Below are 19,914 nucleotides of genomic sequence, written 5' to 3'. Positions count from 1 at the left end.
CCAGCAGCTCATGCTTTGCTTGTTAGGACGCCCGCGCCTTGCGTCTTGCCGGATTGTAGATACGTAGAATATGGCTGTACCAGAACAGCAGCAGCAAGGCCGAGGCCCCCAGGCCCAGGCTGGACATGGTCCACAAACTGGCCGCACCCACAGGCGCACCCGGCGCCAGCCACTGAATGACCCCTTCCAGTGATCCGGCTGCCGGTCCAAACCCTAACCACCAGCCACCGCCCAGGCCCAGCACGCTCAAGGCAAAGAATTGCAGCAGCATGGGGACAAAAGCCACTTTATAGGCGCGCAGCAGATAGGAAATCAGGCACTGGAACGCGTCGCAAAAGTGGAAGAAGGGCAGCAGTTGCAGCAAGAGCAGGGCGCGCAGGGCTACGTCGGCATCGTCGGTATAGGCATGGGCCAAGGTAGGGCGCAGCAGAACCAGCAGGCTGATCGTCAACGTGACCCCCGCCAGCACAATCCCCAGACTTAACATTCCCACATGGCGGGCACGATGATATTGCCCGGCTCCAATGGCTTGAGCGCTGACCGAGGCCGCAGCAACACCCACGGCCATGGGCACCATAAAGCAGACAGCGGCCAGATTGGCCATGATCTGGTGAGCACCCGAAGCAAAGACCCCTTCGCGGGCTACCAGCAAAGCCATGAAGCTGAAGGCGCAGATCTCGATCAGGTAAGAGCCGCCCATGGGCAGGCCCAGGCGCAGCAGTTCTTTCTGCGCCGTCCAGCTAGGCAGGCCCAGTCGCAAGCTAAAGGGCTTGTAGAAGCGGTCGGCGCGCAGCAGCCACAGGCCAGCAGCCAGCATTAGCCAGGAAACCACGGTGGTCGCCAGGCCCGAACCGACGGCTCCCATGGCTGGTAAACCGAATTTCCCGAAAATCAGCATCCAGTTGAACAGGGCCTTGAAGGCCACGCTGAACAGATTGATCAGCATGACGGCCTTGGGGCGAGAGGTTGCCGTGCCCAGGCAGTAAATCGTTCGGAAAACCAGGGAGGCGGGCAGGGCCAGAATCAGGCTGCGCAAATACCAGGTCACCCGGTCGTGAACCTCAGGGCTCAAATCGCCCGACCAGCTTAGCCATATATTGGGAAAGGCCAGCGCCAGGGTGCCGATCAAGGTCAGCAACAGGGCCAGCCACACGCCTTGCCCCCACCAGCGGCCTACTTCAGTCAGGCGGCGCGCGCCAAATTGCTGCGCAATGATAGGAATCAGGGCGTGGATGACACCCATCAAGCCAATGAAGACGGTGATGTAAATGGATACGCCCAGGCCCATGGCCTGCAAGTCGACCGGACTGCTGTGGCCGACCATAACGGTATCCAGCACCCCAAAGGCGATACCCGCCCAGGAGCCGACCAGCACAGGCCAGGCCTGACGCAGGATTTGGCCTGCCTGGCCTTTCCAGTTGTGATGAAACACGGAGGACATGATTGAAACTTACTGAGCTTGTACTCGCAGCAGACGGAAAGCCTCGTGACGATCTGGCCCGCGTTTACCTTGCCAGAGCTGGACCGCATTGTCAGGAATGGGGGCCTTGCCATCTTGCAGGTCGCGCAGGGAGAACTGTTCCAGCACCAAAGAGCAGCGGTTGTCGAAATTGATCTTGATGTTGTTAAACACCAGGAAGGAGGCTCGTTGTCCCGAACCCAGGCCCCAGGAGCGCAGGCATTCGCCGGGCTGCCTGTGTTCGCGCAGGGCGGCGGACAGTTCACCGGAGACGTCCCGGTAACTACGTACGTAGTCCAGCGAGGGCATCCACAGGGTAACCAGCAGGAGCCAGGTCGTGATCAGGCCACCTGCAGACAAGACCGTGCCGCGCAGCAGCCCTGGCGGGTTGGTGGACAGGCGCCAGCGTACCAGGGCGATCCAGGCCAGCGTACCCAGCGCAGCAATAATCATGACCGGCCAGGAGATAAAGGTGTCATAACCTTGAGTCTGGCGGGCGATATTGTGCGAAATCTGACGTGGCCAGCCGGTTTGTTGCGCAATCCAGCCCAGCCAGACTGTGGTTGCCGTCAGCGAGAAGCACATGATGGCAAACCAATCCAGCGTATTGACCACGCCACGCCGCAAGGTGGGCAGCGAGAACGCGGCCAGGACGGCGCAAGGTACGACCAGCAGGGCGTATTCGGGCTCGAAGGCATCGCGGATAAACAGCAGGCTCAGCAGCGGGACCAGCAGGCTGATGGCAGGCACATAAATATGTGGGGCCTTGAACCAGCTGCGCCACTGCCACAGTGCCAGCAGTGCCAAAGGCCAGGTCGGCCAGAGGAACCACAGCAAGTCACGCAGATTATTCAGTTGTTCCTTGAAACCCGCCCAGCCCCAGGCGGCCAGATGCCACAGACGCCACTGTTCAGTCCAGTACACGCTGACGCGTTTGGCGGGAATCCACCAGGCCATGATGATGGCCAGGGTCAGGACGGCACTCAGGGCTAGCCATTGGCTGTGCTGACGCAAGGGGCCGCGTGGAATGAAGCACAGGACGGTGGCCAGCATGATGGGGCCAGCGCCCAGCCAGCCACGGGTCAGAAAGCAGGCGCCCAAAGACAGGCCCAGCATGATCGCACCGGAAGCGGGACGGTCAAACATGCGCACCAGGCTGTACAAAGCCAGAGCCTGGAAGGCAATGATGGCTGGCACTTCCGAGGTTTCGTGCATACGCCAGAGGATGCCGACCGTGGCTACCGTCAGCAGCAAGGTGGCGTCGGCAATCATGCGCCCATAGGCCGTGGGCGAGGGCTCGCCCCCAAAGGGCAGGCGCAGCGGTTGGGCCTCAGGGCGTCGAGCCAGCCAGTAGGCGCTGTGCCAGACCGAAGCCGCCAACATGCCGAACCACAGCAGGTTAGGCAGTCGGGACGCCACAATATTGGCGTTCAGCTCGGAGGTAAAGAGCTTGAGCAGTGGCGCAAACAGCGTAATGAACAGGGCACCCAGCCAGGTGGTCAGCGGCCCGTCCTGGGCATGTGCCAGATCGCCCACCTGCGGCAACAACAGGGCCTGACCGCTGGGATCTGACAAAGCGGTAAGTATGGTTGCCAGCCCGATGACATCGTCTGCCTTCCAGGGATCGCGGAAAAACAGACCCGCAAGAATGTAAATAGTCCCAACGACCAGCAGGACCAATCGGGGAAGTTTGACGGCAGCGGTAGCAGTCAGGCGAGCAGGGGTAGAGGTGGGTATGAGGCTGGATGACACGTCTAGGGTAAAACAGTCTGTTGATTCGCCCTATCTTAATGCAAAGGGGGCGCCTTGGCCGGGAAATGTGCGGTAAAAAAAAGGCAGCCGAAGCTGCCTTTTTTGCGCTGAACGCGGTATGCCGAGAAAGAGAGCTTATTCGCCTTTCTTGACGGTACCAGCCGTACGGGCAAAACGGGCGCGGAATTTTTCAACGCGGCCAGTTTCCACGATACGGGTTTGAGCGCCCGTGTAGAAGGGGTGCGACTCGGACGTCACGTCACACTTGAACAGCGGGTAAGTCTGACCGTCTTTTTCGGTGGTTTCGCGAGTCTGGACAGTGGAACGGGTGATAAAGGAGTTGCCCGTTTGCAGGTCCAGAAACACCACGTCACGGTATTCTGGGTGAATGCCTTCTTTCATGATGATTCCTGTTTTAACAAATAAGGACCGCCAGCAAGGCACGTATTTACAAAAATAAAGCTGCGCAGGGCAGATTTCCAATCTTGTAAGTACCGGCACTAAAAAGCTAGAGGGCTGTTTTTTTAACCGGGTTTGGGTTTTGACATCCTGCCCGATTGAATAATGCCTAAAGACTTTTTGCCACGTATCCGATGAAGCCTGAAATTTTAGCATTGAGCCGCCGCTTTTCAAAGAAAACTCCATCAAAGCGCGGCACAAGTGCAACAAGAAGCCGCCTAATGATAGGCGTCAGGTCCCGAAACCCGGAGATTGTCAGGGTTCGGGGCGTCTTGCTTGATGGTCGATAAGGTCGTCAGTCGATCTGTTTGCGCTTGCGGAAAGACAGAATCCAGATGCCGACCGCCAGCTCAAGTGCCGCAATAATCCACAAACCACTTTGGAAATTACCGCTGGCGTCTTTCAGGGCACCCAACATGAAGGGCGCGCCAAAGCCGGCCAGGTTGGCGACCGAGTTGATGAAGGCCACGCCAATAGCTGCTGCCGAGCCTGCCAGAACGGCGTTAGGCAGTTGCCAGTACACCGGAATGCAACCCATGGTGCCGGACACGGCAATAATCAGGCTGATGAAGGCCATGGTCGTGTTGTTGTCCAGGAAGAGTCCTACGCCTGCCAGACCGACTGCGCCAATGATGACGGGAATTCCTGTATGCAGACGGGCTTCGCGTCGACGGTCGGCACTAAAACCCAGCGCCAGCTGGAAAATCGCCCCAAAGACATAGACCAGGCCAACCAGCAAACCAACTTGCAGCGGGTCGGTTGGCCCTAGCGAGCGCACCAGGGTGGGGGCAAAAAAGGCCAGTGTGGAGTTGGCCGCCACGATGCCAAAGAACATCAGGGTCAGGGTCCACAGATCGGTATTGCCCAGGGCTTTCTTGAAACTGTGCTCGCGTGGGCCTGCAGCCTTGGCGTCCAGCACCAGCTCCTGCTTGATCAGGTCTTTTTCACGCTGGCTTAACCAACTGGCTTTTTCCGGACTGTCCACGATGAACATCACCGCCAGAATACCCGCGAAAATTGTGGGCAGGCCTTCCAGCAGAAACAGCCATTGCCAGCCGGACCAGTCATTGACACCATCCAGGCGCGTCATGATGAAACCGGCCAGGGGCGCGCCCACAACCGAAGCCACTGCCGAGGCAGAAATAAAGACCGCAAAGGCTTTGGCGCGTCGATGGGCCGGGAACCAGAAGGTCAGAAACAGCAGCACGCCGGGCTGGAAGCCCGCTTCAAAAGCCCCGAGCAAAAAGCGCATCACATAAAAGTAAGCGGCTGTTTTGGTAAACATCATCAGCACACAGATCAGCCCCCAGCCAAAGGCGATACGGGCCAGGGTCTTGCGCGCACCAATACGCAGCAGCAACCAGTTGCTGGGTACTTCAAAAAAGAAGTAGCCCAGAAAGAAGATACCAGCGCCTATGCCGTAAACCGTTTCGGAAAACCCCAGTTCGGGCTGCATTTGCAGCTTGGCAAAACCAATATTGAGCCTGTCTATCCAGGCCAGCATCCAAAGCAAGAAGATGAAGGGCAAAATGCGCCACATCACTTTCTTGTAAATCTGATCCAGTTCTTGCTTGCTGGCGGATAAAGCCTGACTTCCGTGCGCAAGGGTGCTGCTTGTCATGGGGTGTCTCCTTGTGTGGTACAGCGTGTTATGGCTGATCTGGGGGCAGGCGCTCGGCCATAAGCTCGCAGGCAGCAATGATGGGATTGATCACCGGCACAGCCAGCCTGCTTTGCAGGGCCTGGGCGCTTTGGGCCAGTGGGCCGCCGCCGATGATGACGGCGCGGGCACCGTCCTGTTCGATACATGCCGCGACGCTATCGGCCAGTTCCTGATCCTGACGATCAGGGGCCTGGGCCAGATCCAGTGGGGCGGTAGGGGTCAGGCGCAGGCCGGAGAATTGTTCGCTCCAGCCATAGCGCTGTACTTGATCCAGAATGGATTGCTCCAGACCGGGGGTGGTGGTGGCAATGCCAAAAGGCGTGCCGGCTCGGGCAGCCAGCATCATGGAGGCCTGACCGATGCCGATGACCGGAACCGTGAGGCGTTCAGTCAGGGCTTGCAGGCCGGGATCTCCAAAAGCGCCGACGATGACGCCGTCAACGTCTTGCGCCTGGGCTAGCACCTGCGGGTGCCTGGATATGGCGGCGGCCTGCTCCAGTTCTTCCATTTCGGTCAACATGCCCGGTCCCTCAGGGGCGGTCAGCCCCCGGACCTGGATGTCGCGGCGCTGCAGGCTCTGGAAACAAGCCTGGGCAAGCGCCACCATCATGTCCGTGGTGGGACGGGAAGTATTGGGGTTGATGAGCAGTACGGTATGAGACATAAATACAAGGGCCGCAGCAAGGCGGCTTTTTAAGTGAATCAGGTATCCAGGGGGCGACCAAAGGTTTCGGGCGCCAACTGCAGGACAGCGGCAAAGGTGATGTACATGCCCGCCATCAAGGTGAACATGCCGGCTACACCGTAGCCTTCCAGCACCCAGCCGCTAAGCGTAGGGATAAATGCGCCCGCCAGGGTGCCCAGCGCCAGAATGAAGGCGGTGCCAAAGGCGCGGACGCGGGTGGGATACAGTTCGGGGGAGAAAATCCAGATCGTGGTGTTCAGCAGCAGCACGCAGAACTGGAAAGCAGCACCGAACAGCAGCACCAGGTAGATATTGAAACTCAGGAAGCCAAAGGCCAGACCGCTGGCGCAAGCCAGTAACGCTCCGTAGGTGAAGACGCGCTTGCGAGGCACGCGGGAGCCCAGGTAAGAGGCGGTCAAGGCACCCAGCAGGCTGCCCGACTGCATCAGGATCGTGAAGGTATAGCTTTTCACCAAAGAATAGCCTTGCTCCACCAGCAGGGTAGGCATCAGGGTCAGAACCGTCAGCTGTGCGCCATAGGTCATGCACACGGCAATGCCGGTTACCAGGGTGCGCATGGCCAGCGGACCTTGAAAAATCTCGTTCAAACGCACCCGCTCTGCTTTTTGTGCCTGCGGGCCGCTGTGCAAATAAGGATAGGGATTGGCAACGTGACGGCCCAGCTTGCCCGAGGCCAGAATATTCAAAACCTGATTGGCCTCGTCGATACGCCCTTGCGACACCAGGAAACGGGGCGTTTCAGGAATGTAGCGACGGTAAAACAGCACCATGAAGGCAGGCATGACCAGCAGGCCAAACACCCAGCGCCAGCTTTCTGGGCCGGGAAAGAGGGTGAAGACCAGCAAGCCGAAGGCCGGGGCCAGCATATTGCCCAGACCGCCACCTGCGACGTTGATCGTGCCGACAGCCGTGCCGCGAAAGCGCGAGGAGCAGAACTCGGCCAGCATGGTGACGGCAATCGAGATCTCGCCACCCAGCCCAAAACCCACAATCATGCGACCCAGGCCCAGTACCCAGTAGCTGGGGGCCAGGGCGCAGATCAGGGCGCCCAGCGTGAACAGGGCCAGATTGATGGTCAGCATGACACGGCGACCGTAGTGGTCGGCGATATAGCCGGACAGCAAACGTCCCAGGGCGGCGGCAGCGAAGGTCAGGGTGTTCAGAAACCCGACATCACGAGGCGTCAGCCCCCAGTGTTCCTGCAGCAGCGGGCCGACCAGGCCCACGGCATTTTGCTCGAGTACGTCAAACAGGACGCCCAGCAAAATCAGGGCCAGCACTTTGCGGTGCGAGTTGGTGACGCCTATGGTTTCCAGCGAGTTTTCCAGTTGCTGCTGAACCGTGTGATTGTTGGCCGTAGAACTGGCCTGTGCCTGCCCGGTATCGGCTGGCAAGGTTTGCTGCTTGCTAGACATGGTTTCTCCTCGTTTCAGGGCGTGTATGAGCCCAGCATTATTTTTTCAATCATTATTGGTATGAAAAAATATTTTCAAAACTAGGGTAAACGAGAAAGATTTTGCAGTGTCTGCAGATTGTCGGAGCAGGGCGTTGATATACAAGGATTTTTAATAAAAAAAAGGATCATCGCCGTTTGCGTATGATCCTTATCTGATTCCAGCCATGAAACTTCTAGGCTGGCTTGTCTACGGAGTGCCTGATATGGGCCTGCAATACGAGAGTAGCGGTTTACAGCTCCAGAAAGCTGTCATGGAAAGCCTCCACCAGACCTAGATGACGACGCCCGGCAGGACCGGCCTGATCCATCACCTGGCTCAGGATCAGATGGCACAGCCCGATCACCGCCACGTGGTTATCCAGCACACCAGGCGATTGGACATCACAGCGCAGAGTCCAGCGACAAGCACTTTTCTCCGGGCTGAGCTGGTCAGTGATGTGCAACACATTCGGGTTCAGCTGCGCCATCTGCCCAATCAGCTGATCCATATTGCGCACCCGGCGACGCAGGGCAAAAATCACCACGACATCGTCAGCGTGTATGCCTGCCAGATGTTCCCCCATGGTCTCGCCAGGGCCGGGAATCAGTTGAGCCTCAGGGACGATTTGCAGCAACTGCCAGCGAAAGTAATTGGCCAGGGCATGGCTGGATCGAAACCCGAGAACCCATACTTTGCGCGCACCCAGAATGGCCTGGGCGATTTCTTTCAGTAACGAGTCGGGGATGCGTCTATAGGTAGCGGCCAGGTTGTTCTGACTTTGCTGCAAGTGTGTGGCCAGCGAGCGCTCGGCTTCTGTTTCAGTGGCTGCCAGCAACAGGGGTGAACCTGCTTTCTTTTCGGAGCGCACTTGTTTGCGGGCGGCCTCGTAATTGCTGTAGCCCAGGCGTCGAATAAAGCGGGTGACCGTCGCATTGGACACATTGGCCAGGGAGGCCAGCTCCGAGGCGGTGTAACCGGCCAGGTCGCCCGGAAAGTCCAGGGCAAATTCCGCCAGACGTCGCTCTGATGGGGATAGATCGTGAAGAATGTCACGTACGCGTCCAACAAAGGACTTGACGGCGGGATCAGACATGGCGCTCCGTACTCTTGTAGTGTGTTCTGGATTTTACGGGGAAGCTCATGGAACTGTATCAAAAATAAGGTGGCATTCACCGCCCTGAACCGTCTATAGATCTCCGCGCTCGGCCATGGAGACAGTCTGGCTGGGCGTGACAATAATGTGGTCCAGCAAGCGTATATCGACCAAAGCCAGTGCCTGACGAATGTGCCGGGTCAGCCGGATATCGGAGACGCTGGGATAGGCGGCACCGGAAGGGTGATTGTGCGCCAGAATAATGGCACAGCTGTGGTGACGCAGGGCGGCGCGCAAAATCTCCCGTGGGTAGACTGAAGCCTGGTTGACTGTGCCCCGGCTGATCTCCTCGGCGCAGATCAGTCGTAGCTGATTGTCCAGAAACAGGGCCAGGCAATGCTCCACAGGTAAATGTCCAATATGGGCCAGACAATATTCGCGCACCTTGTCCGCCTGGTTCAGCACCGGCAAGTCCGTGAGTGATTCCAGGGCACAGCGGCGTTGCAGTTCCCGGATAACCAACAGTTCCGCACATTTGGCCGGCCCGATTCCGTCCAGTTGGCGCAGGGCAGATGCATCAGCCGATAATAATCCTTTGAGTCCGTTAAAATGGTCCAGCAACATCTGGCCCAGCTCGACAGCATTGCGCCCGCGTGTACCGGTGCGCAGGACAATGCCCAGCAGTTCCGGGGTGCTCAGACAGGCAGGGCCGTGCGCCAACATGCGCTCACGGGGCCCTTGGCGGCGTAAAGTGGATGTGGCCATAAGAAACGCTAAAATGCGGTAATTGAATGATTTTCTATAGTGAGCGATCGTGAGTAACTCTGCTAGTTCCGAGCTTGGAATTGTCCGTCAGGATTCCTACCTGACTTTGCACTATCGTATAGAGCTGGCCAGTGGCCCGGCGGCAGGCTCTGTATTTGCGGATACCTTTACGGGCCGCCCGGCGACCTTGCAACTGGGCAATGGTCAGTGGGCCCCCGGTATGGAAGAGAAACTGCTGGGTCACCGTGAAGACGAGCGCTTTCAGCTCGACATTACTCCCGAGGATGCATACGGCGCCCGTAATCCGGACCTCTTGCAGCGCATCACTCGCGAAATGCTGGCCAGCAACGCCGCCGAAGGCGCGGAATTCGTGCCCGGTGATATGGTGGAGTTTGCCGCCCCTAATGGCAGTCGCTATTCGGGCGTGCTCAAGGAAATCGACGACAAGACCGCCTTGTTCGATTTCAACCATCCTTTGGCCGGTGTGGCTTTGCGCCTGGATGTTCATATTTTGGGGATTCTGTAATGAGTCAAGCTACTCCCGTTCAGAACGCTGAGGTTGTTCTGGCCCAGCCCCGTGGATTCTGTGCAGGGGTCGATCGCGCGATTGATATTGTCGAACGCGCTTTGGAATTGCACGGTGCACCAATCTACGTGCGCCATGAAATCGTCCATAACCGTTACGTGGTGGAAGACCTGCGCAATAAAGGGGCGATCTTTATTAAAGAGCTGGACGAGGCTCCCTCGGGTGCAATCGTTATTTTTTCGGCTCACGGCGTATCGCGTCAGGTACGTGACGATGCCGAAAAGCGTGGCCTGAAAGTCTTTGACGCCACGTGTCCGCTGGTGACCAAAGTGCATATCGAGGTCTCTCGCATGCGCGCCGAAGGCCGGGAAATCATCATGATTGGTCACGTCGGACACCCTGAAGTCGAGGGTACGCTGGGGCAGGCTGATGGCGGCATGTACCTGGTGGAAACGCCCGAGGACGTCGCCAACCTGAAAGTGGCCGATCCCGACAAGCTGGCCTTTGTGACGCAAACCACCTTGTCCGTGGACGATGCGGCAGTTGTGGCCCAAGCCTTGCGCGAGCGCTTCCCCAATATTGTGGAACCCAAGAAAAGCGATATCTGTTATGCCACACAGAACCGTCAGGATGCGGTCAAGATCATGGCTCCACAGTGTGATCTGGTCCTGGTGGTGGGCAGTACCAATAGCTCCAACTCCAATCGTTTACGCGAAGTCGCCGAGCGCAAGGGGGCTGAAGCCTATCTGCTGGATAAACCGGAAATGATTGATCCGGCCTGGCTGGTCGGTAAAAAGCGCGTGGGGGTGACGGCCGGCGCGTCGGCACCGGAAGTTCTGGTGAATCAGGTGATTCAGCGCTTGCAGGAACTGGGCGTAGGTAAAGTGCGGGCCCTGGATGGTGTGGAAGAAAACATTGCCTTCCCGCTGCCCCGAGAGCTGTCGCGCAAGATTGAAAGCCTGAACAAATAAAAAACGATTTTTGCAGGGTGGACAGGAGACAAGATGATTCTGTATAGCTACTTTCGCAGTTCCGCTGCTTACCGGGTGCGGATTGGTCTGAACCTCAAGGGTCTGGACTACCAGATCAAGCCTGTACACCTGCTCAAGGATGGTGGTCAGCAGCATCAGCCCGATTATGTGCAGGTCAATCCCGTGCAACTGCTGCCCGCTTTGGATGATGATGGTCTGATCATCACGCAGTCCCTGGCCATCCTGGAATATCTGGACGAACGCTATCCTGAACTGCCTTTGTTGCCTAAAGCGTCGGCAGAGCGGGCCTGGGCACGTTCCATGGCCCAAACCGTGGCTTGCGATATTCATCCGCTGAATAATCTGCGCGTGTTGCAGTATTTGAAAAACGAGCTGCACGCCCAGGAAGATGCTCGCAATCAATGGTATCGCCATTGGGTCAGCGTAGGGTTGGAAGGCCTGGAAGCCTTGGTGCAGCGCCATGGCAAAAAAGATCATGATTTTATTTTTGGCGATACTCCTGGTCTTGCCGAAATCTGCCTGATTCCCCAAATGTTCAATGCCCGTCGTTTTGACATTGATCTCAGCACATTTCCACGCCTCTTGGCTGTGGAGGAAAAATGTCTGGAGCTGTCTGCCTTTCAGGAAGCGGCCCCCGACCGCCAGCCCGACGCGGCTTGAGTATCAGCATAAGGGCGGTCCCTTGTTGGGCCGACCAGACTTCACCCGCCTGACAGGCGGGTTTTTCTTGCCCCGTTTCAATTGGCTGGATGATGTTGGGGGCGTAAAGGACGAGACATGAATATTGGTTTTTGTGGTTTGGGCCGTATGGGTCAGCCTATGGTGCGCCGCTTGTTGAATGCCGGTCATCAGGTTCGTATCTGGAATCGTTCCAAGGACAAGGGGCAAGCCCTGATCGAAGCCGGTGCTCACTGGTGCGATACCCCGGCGCAAATGGCCGAGCAGTGCGAAGCCGTGTTCCTGTGCGTCTTCGATGCACAGGCGGTGCACGACACGGTCCTGGGCGAGCAGGGCCTGGCGTCGGTGCAGGGAGCCTTGCGGATTGTGGTGGACCATTCCTCGATTCCTCCACAGGCCACACGCGAGATGGCTGCCCAATTGCAGCAACGTTGCGGGGCTCATTGGCTGGATGCTCCGGTATCCGGTGGTGTGGGCGGAGCAGAACAAGGCACGCTGGCCATCATGGCGGGCGGGCAGGCGGCGCAGCTGGATCGTGTTCGTCCGGTGCTGGCCGCGTATTCGCAGCGCGTCACCTTGATGGGGGCGGTAGGGGCCGGCCAAGTAACAAAGTTATGCAATCAGACTATTGTGGCCACCACCTTGACCGCTATCGCCGAGGCCTTGAGCCTGGCCAATGACAATGGCGTGGACGCCTCCAAAATCAGTGAGGCCCTGGGGGGCGGTTGGGCCGATTCGGTTTTGCTGCAATTGTTCGTGCCGCGCATGACTACGCCCGACAATCAAGTAAAAGCGTCGGTCGATACCATGTTGAAGGATTTGAATACCGTGGCGGAGCTGGCCAGTGCCAGTCACACCAGCATGCCAGTGGCTCATGCAGCCCAGCAAACCTATCGTGCGGCCCATCGTCTGGGCTTGGGCGCAGACGATGTCGCTCGCATTACGCATGTGAATAGTTACAATTACGGGGAATAAACTACCATCAGTCAAACTTAGTTTCGGTATTATGTCGGCTATTTGAAGTTGGGACTGTAGGTCTACAAAAGGGAAGTCATGAAGAAAAGTACAGGGCTGGTCACACTGGTTGTCGTGTTAGCGGCCGCATACGGCGGTTCGACCTGGTACACCGGTAAGAAAACTGAAGCGCTGGTGGGTGAGAAAGTGGCCCAGTTCAATACCCTGGCTGCCGAGCAGATGCAGCAAATGGGCATGAGCGAGTCGGTCGTCATGAACGTGGTGGACTACCAACGTGGCGTATTTTCCTCTACTGCTCGTTACACCATCACCATCAAGCCTTCCGACGCTGAAGAGAAGCCTCTGGAGCTGACTTTTGATGACAAGATCAGCCATGGCCCGCTGCCTATGTCGGCAATGGCTCTGGGCAACTTCACCCCTGTTGCCGCCTTGTCGCACAGCACTTTGGTCAAGACTAAAGACACCGAAGGCTGGTACAAGCTGACGGGCGACAAGACCCCTTTGTGGGCGGACAGCCTGGTCGGTTTTGACGGTGCCGTGGACTCCAATGTGCATTTTGAAGCCATCAAGCACCAAGGCGACGAAGTCAAAGTAGACTTCAGCGGCGGTCAATTGCGCACCAAAGCCGGTGGCAAGAGCAAAGATATTGTTGTGACCGGCAGCTTCCCCAAGCTGTTTGTTGATGACATCAGCGCAGATCCCTTGAAGCTGGAAGCCTCCAACTTCGTGGTGGACTTCAAGCAAGACGGAGACATCAATGTCAGCGGCACCCAGGTCGGCAAGCTGAGCGTCGATGACGTCAAGATGCAATCTGCCGAGACCGATGGCATCACCTTCAAGCAGATCGCCATCAATTCCGATGCGGTCACCAAAGACTCCGTCAGTGATACCAAGGTTGTTTACGCGCTGACTGATCTGGTGTTTGAAGACAAGGTCAAGCTGGGTTCGGTTGAGCTGTCGATGAACTTTGACCGTGTTTACGCACCTGCAATCTCCGCCCTGTCCAAGCTGATTTCCGATTCCAATCTGCAAAACGATATGGACTCGGTAGATGGCCCAACGGCTCAGAAGATGATGGAACTGGTGCTGCAGGCGCTGGAGCACAAACCTGTGCTGCGTGTTGAGCCTCTGCGTTGGTACACCGCCGCTGGCGAGTCCAAAGCCACACTGCGTATGGACTTCCAAAAGCCCAATGCGACTTTGCAAGAGCTGCAAACCAGCCCTGAAATGTGGATTGAAGCCATTCCTGCTGCTCAGCTGGATGTTCTGATTTCCAAGCCCATGCTGCGTGGCCTGGCTGCCGAGATGGACAAGGCTGAAGGCCTGTCGCCTGAAGAAGGCAATGCTGCCATGCTGGACATGATTCTGGATGCGGCTGTCGCTCCTTACGCTGAATCCAATATGGTCAAGAATGACGAGAACGGCATTTCCACGGCCATCAAGTACGACGGCAAGGATCGCGTGTTCGACATCAACGGCCAGCGTTTCACTTCCGAGCAATTGCTTGGTCTGGTCCTGATGGGCATGATGTAATTCGTCTGGGCCTGGTCCAGCGTAAAGCCCACCGAAGTTCGGTGGGCTTTTTTTTACTGCCGGGCGGCTCCAAGGTGGAGCGCAAGTCAAAGGCGCAGCGTGGGGGCCTATTTTACCGCCGGGCCGTCCCAAGGTAAAAACGCCCCCTTGGGGGGGCAGCAAGCCGAAGGCGCAGCGTGGGGGCCTTTTTTATTTAATCAGCGAAGGGAGCCAGATTTTATGGCCAGCTTATCGGATCAGCTGTCTCGGCTGGTGTACAGCACGGAACAAGGGCGTATGTGTCCTGATTGCGGGCAGCCACAAAAGCAATGTCGTTGCGAGGAAAATCGGCGCGAGCAAAGCCTGTCTCAGACTCAGGGGCCGGTGCGCTTGAGTCTGGAAACCAAAGGGCGAAAAGGGAAGGGAGTGACCGTGGTGACGGGCCTGGTGATGCCCGAGGAGCAGCTCAAGGCGCTGGTCAAGGAACTGAAGAACGCCTGTGGAGCGGGCGGGACGCTGAAAGAGGGAACGCTGGAGATTCAGGGCGATCATCGAGCCGTTGTGCAGGCTCGCCTGGAACACAACGGCTTGACGGTCAAGCGGGTCGGCAGACCCTGACAGGAATTTAGAAGCTGTAGCCCAAGCCTACGCCGCCAAAGACGCTGCTTTTCTTCTCGACTAGCGGGCTGTCTTTGGCTTCTTCACCCAAGGTGTTTACGCCCAGCAGACCTTGCAGGGACCAGCTTTCGCTGATCTTGTGGGTGTACTGGCCGTACAAAGCATAAGAGCGCAAACCAGCGTCAGGGCGGTAGGTGCGCAGTTGTCCATTGCTGCCAGCAGCTTCATGCGACTTCACGCCAAAATAGGTGCGCATGGCTTTTTCGTTGGACCATTTCAATTCGGCACCCAGCGAGAAGCTGCTGTCCTGATCGTTCCAGAGGCGGTAGCTCAAATCCAGAACGGCCGTGGCGCCATAACCGCTTTTCAGTGCCTGGTAGTAGCTGCCTTCAATCTTGGCATTGCCCAGTTGGTAAGCAGTAAATACACCCAGATTGCCGTGACGATCAATATCATCAGTTCCGTACAGGCGGTCGGCATCACCGGATTTACGGGCACGGGCCAGAGCGGCGTAAGTACCGATAGTCCAGTTGTCTGTCAGATTGGTTTGCAGACCGATGGCAGGCATGCCTGCTTTGGGGGCCAGGAAGAAGTGGCCGTTACGGTGCGAGAGCAGAGGGTAGAAACGGCCATCGTAGCTGTCAGCCCCTTCGTACTTGGGGGCAAAACCAACACCGACACCCACGGTAGTTTGCTGTGCAAGTGCCTGACTGGTTCCTAATGCACATAAAGCCAGTAAAAGGCAGGGACGCAGAGCAGAACGGACGAGGGTGGGCATGACAGATTCCTTGTGATACGGGTAAAAACAGGCCCGCTTGTCGCGAGCCTAGCTATCGTATCAAGGTTTGGACGGGGGCAGGCAGAATCATGACCGGCCAGTATGGTCTGTTGTTCTGGCCCTACACCCCATCAGGCCCGAATGTAAATCCAGTTTTCTGCCTGTAGTTTCACCAGGGCGGTGATGGCCCCTTGCTCCAGGGTTTGGAAGCGTTCTGGCGCACTGAGGGACTGATTGCGCAGTGTGTTGGGGCACAGGTAGGTGTAGGCGTCGCAATCGTGTTCCGCGCCTTCTACGCAGGCTTTAACGGCCTGCGCATTGGCGATGATGCGAATCTGGGCATCTGGTATGTCCTTGAGCAAGTTGCGCGCATTGCTGCGGGCACGCTCCAGGGCATCGGCGGTGGGGGCATGCAAGAGAACACGAGTACTCATGAATAAATGTCCTGCTTGAAATTAGCGTGGGCCAAAAACGCGTTCGGCAATGTCGGGTGAAGCACCAGTCTGCATTTGAATGCGGCCTTGCTCATCTTGCCAGACCATGGCGGGGGTGGCACGCAAATCCCAGCCCATCATCAGATCTTCATTACGGGTCAGATCGGCTTCAATATCGCTGGGCACACTGTCCAGGCCTTTCACACCGGCACTGCGATCTTTCAACATGGCCAAAGAGTGCTCGTTCAAGGCCTTGGTGGGATCCTTGGCAGCCAGGATGGCGGCCGATTTCAGGCTGCTGCTGGGGGCCAGAATGCCCACCATGACGTGGCGCAGCTGTACTTTGCCGGACTCAACCCAGGGACGAGCCATTTGCCAGAACTGCATGCAGTAAGGGCAATTCGGGTCGGTAAAAACGTAGACCACGCGTGGGGCCTTGTCGTCGCCGTCCTTGATCCAGCGGGATTTTTCCAGTTTGCCCAACATGTCCTTGGCAATGGCGGGTTGCACCAGCTCGTCCAGACCGGCTGGGCGTACCTCTTCACCCTTGGCATCGATCATGGTGCCCACCATCATGTGCTGCCCATCGGGCAGGTTATAGATGGCCAATGCGCGATTCCCGCTATACGCACCCCAGGCTTTCAGGCCACCGGGAGCATCAAACTCGCCCACAATGGACAGCCCTTGTTCTTCCAGGGCCTTCAGGGCAGCGGGGCGGTCGGCGGCTTGGACGACGGTGCTGGCGCACAGCAAACCGGCCAAGGCAAGACGGATCGAAAAAGAGGAAAGCGGCATGGTGGTTCATCCTGCAAAACAGTCGGTGAATGTATATATCCAGAAAATATATACTAAGATCCAAATTGAATAAAAGAATGGGACTAGGCCGGGTGCGGATAGTTCCCCATTCCTGTTCTGATCAGGCTGTTTCTCTGCGTTGGCCGATCTTTAAGCGCGGATCTTCAGATTGGCCAGTTCCAGCAAGCGGTAGGTTTCGTGAACGGGCAAGCCCATCACACCGGTATAACTGCCACTCAAGTGGCTGATAAAAGCGCCGCCCAGACCTTGAATGCCATAGGCTCCGGCTTTGCCCATAGGCTCGCCGCTGGCGCAGTATTCCGCGATTTCTTGTTCGTTCAGAGTTTTGAAGCTGACTTCGCTGACGCTGATACTTTCAAACTCCACACCACCTACGCCCAGGGACAAGGCGGTCATCACTTTGTGACGGCGGCCCGAGAGCTCGCGCAAGATGCGTGCGGCATCGGCCAGATCAGCAGGTTTGCCAAAAATGGTCTCGTCCATGCAGACAGTGGTGTCGGCACTCAAAATGGCGCGCTCCTGATCCAGACTGCTTTCCTGTGTTCGCCATTCCAGGGCGCGCAACAGCTTGTCGCGGGCCGTGCGACGGACATAATCCAGCACCGCTTCCTGTTCCAGACGCGGCTCATCCTCGCCCGGAGGGCTGGGCACATGCAGGACTTCATGAGTGATCTGGATGCTGTTGAGCAGATCGTGGCGACGTGGACTGGCAGAGGCCAGATAGATGGGCTGAAAAGGCATAAGAAACCAGGGCTAAAAGAAGGTTCAGGCGCGGTGATAAGGATGCCCGGTCATGACGGACCAGGCGCGATACAGTTGCTCGGCCAGAAAGATGCGGACCAAGGGGTGGGGCAGGGTCAGGGAGGACAGACGCAGCATGCCGTGGCAGCTTTGCTTGAGTGCTGCATCCAGCCCGTCCGGGCCACCGACCAGAATGGCAATATCCTGACCGCTGTTGCGCCAACGTTCCAGCTCCTGAGCCAGCTTGACGGTGGTCAGATCCTTGCCGCGTTCGTCCAGAGCGATACGCATCGCCTGGGCGGGAATGGCCGCTTCAATGCGTTTGGCCTCGGCCTGCATCATCTGGGCAGGCGTCTTGCCGCTGGTACGTGGCTCGGCCTTGATTTCGCGTAGCTCGATGGCGCAGTCCTGGGGCATGCGGCGTGCATATTCCTGCCAGCCTTGTTCCACCCAGTCGGGCATGCGCTGACCTACCGCGATGACAATGAGTTTCATGGAATGTCGTAAAAGAAAAAAGGCCGCATCGTAAGCTGCGGCCCGGGTATTGCCGACAGGACAGAGGAAGGGTTTAGTCTTCGTCTTCGTCGGCGCTGGCAAAAAAGCCAGCCGGTGGAACTTGACGCGATTGCGGCAGCAGTTCCACTTCGACAGGGCGCTCGCCCCAAAGTTCTTCCAGGTTGTAGTACTGGCGGATGGCCGGCTGCATGCAATGCACCACGATGTCACCCAAATCCAGCAACACCCATTCGCCGGTGTCTTCGCCTTCATGGGCCAGGACTTCGACCTTGTTTTGGCGTGCCTTGTCAAACACGCTCTGGGCCAGAGCGCGGGTTTGCCGGTTGGAGGTACCACTGGCGATGACCACACGATCGAACAGGCCGGTCATGTGGGTAGTGCTAAAGACCTTGATGTCTTGAGCTTTGACGTCCTCGAGGGCATCGATGACGAGTCGTTGAAGTGTTTCTATATTCATAAAAAGAACTATACAGGGCGCGCCTGTGGGTGGGAAAGATAGAGCCGTTTTTTGTCAATGTATTGAGCGACTTCTTCCGGGACCAGGGTGGTGATGTTGTCACCGCGCTGCACTCGCTCCCGAATCTGGGTGGCCGAGATGTCCATGGGCAGAAAGTCGATCTGATGCAAACGGCGCTGAAGTCGACTCAGTTCCTGCTGCAAGGCTATGGGCGTCTCCAAAGGACTGCCGGGGCGCTGGGCAACAGCCAGTTCGACGTATTCAAGAATTTCTTGCCAATCGTTCCAGCTGCAAAAATTATGCAGTTGGTCGCTGCCTAAAATCCAGTAGTAGCGCGACCCGGCGGGCAAGCTGCGCACCGTGTCGATGGTGTAGGTTGGGCCACCGCGCTCGATCTCTACGGGGTTGACCTGCAAGCCGGGATGGCTTCGGGCAGCCAGCTCGGCCATGGCCAGACGATCCTGGGTACTGGCACCCAAGGCGTCGCGTTGCCAGGGCTGGGCAGCGGGCAGCAACTGAACCTGGTCCAGCTGCAGTTGCTTGAACGCGGCAAGCGCCAGCGCCACATGAGCTTTATGGATGGGGTCGAAACTGCCACCCAGGAGCCCGACACGCTTTAAATCCATTCGCGAGGCACCAGATATTGCGCCAGGGCCGCTTCTGGCGTGCCGGGTTCAGGCGACCAGTTGTAGCGCCAGTTCGCCTGGGGTGGCATGGACAGCAGGATGGATTCCGTACGGCCACCCGATTGCAGGCCAAACAGGGTGCCACGGTCAAAGACCAGATTGAATTCGACATAGCGGCCGCGACGAATGGCCTGAAAGTCTCGATGCGCCTGGGTGTATTCCTGATCCATGCGGGCACGCACGATAGGCGCATAGGCATCGGTAAAGGAATTGCCCACGGAGCGGGTCAGGGCAAAGCTGGCGTCAAAGCCGGGCTCGTTCAGGTCGTCGTAGAAAATGCCACCAATGCCACGGGTTTCGTTGCGGTGCTTCAGATAAAAATATTCGTCGCACCAGCGCTTGTAGCGCGGGTAGTAATCCGCACCGTGTGGGGCCAGAGCATCGTGGCATACCTGATGGAAATGGCGGGCATCGTCTTCGTGCAGGTAGTAGGGCGTCAAGTCCAGACCGCCGCCAAACCAGAACACATCCTCTTGATCCGCTGTTTGGGCCTGGGCCACAAACATGCGCACATTCATATGAGTGGTGGGCACAAAGGGATTGCGCGGGTGAATCACCAGCGAAACACCCATGGCTTCCCAGGGGCGTCCAGCCAGTTCGGGGCGGTGGGCGCTGGCCGACGGAGGCAGGGTGTGGCCTTTGACATGGCTGAACAGAACGGCAGCCCGTTCAAAAACAGGGCCGTTCTCCAGCAGGCGGGACAAACCACCGCCGCCTTCTGGACGATCCCACTGGTCCGACTCGAAAGGCGTGCCATCCAGCTGCTCAAGAGTGTCCACGATGTGGCTTTGCAACTGACGGAAATAAGCCTGGACGGTATCAATGGGTAAAGACATGAAAAGACCTTGCTGC

Annotated in this window: 22 protein-coding genes; 6 read left to right on the top strand and 16 right to left on the bottom strand. The window is 57.6% G+C overall.

The window, feature by feature from the left end; all coding sequences use genetic code 11:
- Positions 1-22: 22 nt before the first annotated feature.
- The 8 genes from OSH04_RS03680 to radC all read right to left on the bottom strand — a co-directional run bounded on the left by OSH04_RS03680 (position 23) and on the right by radC (position 9,333).
- Positions 23-1,441 carry an MATE family efflux transporter gene (locus tag OSH04_RS03680; protein WP_115633905.1) on the bottom strand — a complete coding sequence of 473 codons (1,419 nt, stop codon included), beginning with the start codon at positions 1,439-1,441 and terminating at the stop codon, positions 23-25.
- A gap of 9 nt (positions 1,442-1,450) precedes the next feature.
- Positions 1,451-3,211: an ArnT family glycosyltransferase gene (locus tag OSH04_RS03675; RefSeq protein WP_266107955.1), complete on the bottom strand. Its 1,761-nt coding sequence runs from the start codon at positions 3,209-3,211 to the stop codon at positions 1,451-1,453.
- Positions 3,212-3,346: 135 nt separating this feature from the next.
- Positions 3,347-3,613 carry a type B 50S ribosomal protein L31 gene (locus OSH04_RS03670; RefSeq protein WP_009456467.1) on the bottom strand — a complete coding sequence of 89 codons (267 nt, stop codon included), beginning with the start codon at positions 3,611-3,613 and terminating at the stop codon, positions 3,347-3,349.
- A 352-nt stretch (positions 3,614-3,965) separates the two neighbouring features.
- Positions 3,966-5,291, bottom strand: a complete 1,326-nt coding sequence (locus OSH04_RS03665) for an MFS transporter (protein WP_266107954.1) — start codon at positions 5,289-5,291, stop codon at positions 3,966-3,968.
- A gap of 28 nt (positions 5,292-5,319) precedes the next feature.
- On the bottom strand, positions 5,320-5,997 hold the full coding sequence (locus OSH04_RS03660) for an aspartate/glutamate racemase family protein (RefSeq protein ID WP_035272554.1): 678 nt from the start codon (positions 5,995-5,997) through the stop codon (positions 5,320-5,322).
- Positions 5,998-6,035: 38 nt separating this feature from the next.
- Complete coding sequence (locus tag OSH04_RS03655) at positions 6,036-7,454, bottom strand: MFS transporter (RefSeq protein ID WP_266107953.1); 1,419 nt, start codon at positions 7,452-7,454, stop codon at positions 6,036-6,038.
- A gap of 271 nt (positions 7,455-7,725) precedes the next feature.
- Positions 7,726-8,568 carry a MurR/RpiR family transcriptional regulator gene (locus OSH04_RS03650; protein ID WP_009456462.1) on the bottom strand — a complete coding sequence of 281 codons (843 nt, stop codon included), beginning with the start codon at positions 8,566-8,568 and terminating at the stop codon, positions 7,726-7,728.
- A 93-nt stretch (positions 8,569-8,661) separates the two neighbouring features.
- Positions 8,662-9,333: a RadC family protein gene (gene radC, locus OSH04_RS03645; RefSeq protein ID WP_035272558.1), complete on the bottom strand. Its 672-nt coding sequence runs from the start codon at positions 9,331-9,333 to the stop codon at positions 8,662-8,664.
- 49 nt (positions 9,334-9,382) lie between these two features.
- Here radC and OSH04_RS03640 point away from each other — a divergent pair, with 49 nt between their 5' ends.
- The 6 genes from OSH04_RS03640 to OSH04_RS03615 all read left to right on the top strand — a co-directional run bounded on the left by OSH04_RS03640 (position 9,383) and on the right by OSH04_RS03615 (position 14,634).
- A complete protein-coding gene (locus OSH04_RS03640; RefSeq protein WP_230940668.1) occupies positions 9,383-9,859 on the top strand; it encodes an FKBP-type peptidyl-prolyl cis-trans isomerase in 477 nt (158 codons plus the stop codon).
- Positions 9,859-10,830 carry a 4-hydroxy-3-methylbut-2-enyl diphosphate reductase gene (gene ispH, locus OSH04_RS03635; protein WP_009456459.1) on the top strand — a complete coding sequence of 324 codons (972 nt, stop codon included), beginning with the start codon at positions 9,859-9,861 and terminating at the stop codon, positions 10,828-10,830. The genes OSH04_RS03640 and ispH overlap by 1 nt, the downstream gene beginning before the upstream one ends.
- A gap of 33 nt (positions 10,831-10,863) precedes the next feature.
- Positions 10,864-11,511, top strand: a complete 648-nt coding sequence (maiA, locus tag OSH04_RS03630; RefSeq protein ID WP_009456458.1) for a maleylacetoacetate isomerase — start codon at positions 10,864-10,866, stop codon at positions 11,509-11,511.
- Between the two features lie 117 nt (positions 11,512-11,628).
- Complete coding sequence (locus OSH04_RS03625; protein WP_083053291.1) at positions 11,629-12,504, top strand: NAD(P)-dependent oxidoreductase; 876 nt, start codon at positions 11,629-11,631, stop codon at positions 12,502-12,504.
- Positions 12,505-12,582: 78 nt separating this feature from the next.
- The gene (locus OSH04_RS03620; RefSeq protein WP_137430169.1) at positions 12,583-14,037 is read left to right on the top strand and encodes a YdgA family protein; all 1,455 of its coding nucleotides are present in this window, start codon (positions 12,583-12,585) and stop codon (positions 14,035-14,037) included.
- 219 nt (positions 14,038-14,256) lie between these two features.
- Positions 14,257-14,634 carry an SUI1 family translation initiation factor gene (locus OSH04_RS03615; RefSeq protein WP_137430170.1) on the top strand — a complete coding sequence of 126 codons (378 nt, stop codon included), beginning with the start codon at positions 14,257-14,259 and terminating at the stop codon, positions 14,632-14,634.
- Positions 14,635-14,641: 7 nt separating this feature from the next.
- On the opposite strand, the gene OSH04_RS03610 is transcribed toward OSH04_RS03615, so the two are convergent.
- The 8 genes from OSH04_RS03610 to hemF form a co-directional block, all read right to left on the bottom strand.
- On the bottom strand, positions 14,642-15,412 hold the full coding sequence (locus OSH04_RS03610) for a MipA/OmpV family protein (RefSeq protein WP_009456452.1): 771 nt from the start codon (positions 15,410-15,412) through the stop codon (positions 14,642-14,644).
- Positions 15,413-15,543: 131 nt separating this feature from the next.
- Entirely contained in the window at positions 15,544-15,846 is a 303-nt protein-coding gene (locus OSH04_RS03605) for a DsrE family protein (RefSeq protein WP_257112110.1), read from the bottom strand.
- A gap of 21 nt (positions 15,847-15,867) precedes the next feature.
- Positions 15,868-16,641: a thiol:disulfide interchange protein DsbG gene (gene dsbG, locus OSH04_RS03600; RefSeq protein WP_257112108.1), complete on the bottom strand. Its 774-nt coding sequence runs from the start codon at positions 16,639-16,641 to the stop codon at positions 15,868-15,870.
- Between the two features lie 150 nt (positions 16,642-16,791).
- Entirely contained in the window at positions 16,792-17,403 is a 612-nt protein-coding gene (locus OSH04_RS03595; protein WP_266107952.1) for a Maf family protein, read from the bottom strand.
- Positions 17,404-17,427: 24 nt separating this feature from the next.
- The gene (gene rlmH, locus OSH04_RS03590; RefSeq protein WP_247966626.1) at positions 17,428-17,898 is read right to left on the bottom strand and encodes a 23S rRNA (pseudouridine(1915)-N(3))-methyltransferase RlmH; all 471 of its coding nucleotides are present in this window, start codon (positions 17,896-17,898) and stop codon (positions 17,428-17,430) included.
- Between the two features lie 73 nt (positions 17,899-17,971).
- Positions 17,972-18,376 carry a ribosome silencing factor gene (gene rsfS, locus OSH04_RS03585; RefSeq protein WP_009456142.1) on the bottom strand — a complete coding sequence of 135 codons (405 nt, stop codon included), beginning with the start codon at positions 18,374-18,376 and terminating at the stop codon, positions 17,972-17,974.
- An 8-nt stretch (positions 18,377-18,384) separates the two neighbouring features.
- Positions 18,385-19,002 (bottom strand): nicotinate (nicotinamide) nucleotide adenylyltransferase, encoded by a 618-nt coding sequence (nadD, locus tag OSH04_RS03580; protein WP_266107951.1) that lies wholly within the window; start codon positions 19,000-19,002, stop codon positions 18,385-18,387.
- Complete coding sequence (gene hemF, locus OSH04_RS03575; RefSeq protein ID WP_266107950.1) at positions 18,993-19,898, bottom strand: oxygen-dependent coproporphyrinogen oxidase; 906 nt, start codon at positions 19,896-19,898, stop codon at positions 18,993-18,995. The genes nadD and hemF overlap by 10 nt, the downstream gene beginning before the upstream one ends.
- Positions 19,899-19,914: the final 16 nt, after the last annotated feature.

Source organism: Alcaligenes nematophilus (assembly GCF_026344155.1).
GTDB classification, from domain to species: Bacteria; Pseudomonadota; Gammaproteobacteria; order Burkholderiales; family Burkholderiaceae_B; genus Alcaligenes; species Alcaligenes phenolicus.
This window is presented reverse-complemented; position numbering and strand designations above follow the sequence as displayed.

What these genes read in the sequence shown, in the direction of transcription:
- nadD (WP_266107951.1), bottom strand. Translation starts at nt 19,002, where the DNA reads ATGGATTTAAAGCGTGTCGGGCTCCTGGGTGGCAGTTTCGACCCCATC.
- rsfS (WP_009456142.1), bottom strand. Translation starts at nt 18,376, where the DNA reads ATGAATATAGAAACACTTCAACGACTCGTCATCGATGCCCTCGAGGAC.
- OSH04_RS03670 (WP_009456467.1), bottom strand. Translation starts at nt 3,613, where the DNA reads ATGAAAGAAGGCATTCACCCAGAATACCGTGACGTGGTGTTTCTGGAC.
- OSH04_RS03595 (WP_266107952.1), bottom strand. Translation starts at nt 17,403, where the DNA reads ATGCCTTTTCAGCCCATCTATCTGGCCTCTGCCAGTCCACGTCGCCAC.
- OSH04_RS03625 (WP_083053291.1), top strand. Translation starts at nt 11,629, where the DNA reads ATGAATATTGGTTTTTGTGGTTTGGGCCGTATGGGTCAGCCTATGGTG.
- OSH04_RS03605 (WP_257112110.1), bottom strand. Translation starts at nt 15,846, where the DNA reads ATGAGTACTCGTGTTCTCTTGCATGCCCCCACCGCCGATGCCCTGGAG.
- OSH04_RS03655 (WP_266107953.1), bottom strand. Translation starts at nt 7,454, where the DNA reads ATGTCTAGCAAGCAGCAAACCTTGCCAGCCGATACCGGGCAGGCACAG.
- OSH04_RS03680 (WP_115633905.1), bottom strand. Translation starts at nt 1,441, where the DNA reads ATGTCCTCCGTGTTTCATCACAACTGGAAAGGCCAGGCAGGCCAAATC.
- maiA (WP_009456458.1), top strand. Translation starts at nt 10,864, where the DNA reads ATGATTCTGTATAGCTACTTTCGCAGTTCCGCTGCTTACCGGGTGCGG.
- OSH04_RS03665 (WP_266107954.1), bottom strand. Translation starts at nt 5,291, where the DNA reads ATGACAAGCAGCACCCTTGCGCACGGAAGTCAGGCTTTATCCGCCAGC.
- OSH04_RS03660 (WP_035272554.1), bottom strand. Translation starts at nt 5,997, where the DNA reads ATGTCTCATACCGTACTGCTCATCAACCCCAATACTTCCCGTCCCACC.
- rlmH (WP_247966626.1), bottom strand. Translation starts at nt 17,898, where the DNA reads ATGAAACTCATTGTCATCGCGGTAGGTCAGCGCATGCCCGACTGGGTG.
- radC (WP_035272558.1), bottom strand. Translation starts at nt 9,333, where the DNA reads ATGGCCACATCCACTTTACGCCGCCAAGGGCCCCGTGAGCGCATGTTG.
- OSH04_RS03650 (WP_009456462.1), bottom strand. Translation starts at nt 8,568, where the DNA reads ATGTCTGATCCCGCCGTCAAGTCCTTTGTTGGACGCGTACGTGACATT.
- OSH04_RS03620 (WP_137430169.1), top strand. Translation starts at nt 12,583, where the DNA reads ATGAAGAAAAGTACAGGGCTGGTCACACTGGTTGTCGTGTTAGCGGCC.
- dsbG (WP_257112108.1), bottom strand. Translation starts at nt 16,641, where the DNA reads ATGCCGCTTTCCTCTTTTTCGATCCGTCTTGCCTTGGCCGGTTTGCTG.
- OSH04_RS03610 (WP_009456452.1), bottom strand. Translation starts at nt 15,412, where the DNA reads ATGCCCACCCTCGTCCGTTCTGCTCTGCGTCCCTGCCTTTTACTGGCT.
- hemF (WP_266107950.1), bottom strand. Translation starts at nt 19,898, where the DNA reads ATGTCTTTACCCATTGATACCGTCCAGGCTTATTTCCGTCAGTTGCAA.
- ispH (WP_009456459.1), top strand. Translation starts at nt 9,859, where the DNA reads ATGAGTCAAGCTACTCCCGTTCAGAACGCTGAGGTTGTTCTGGCCCAG.
- OSH04_RS03615 (WP_137430170.1), top strand. Translation starts at nt 14,257, where the DNA reads ATGGCCAGCTTATCGGATCAGCTGTCTCGGCTGGTGTACAGCACGGAA.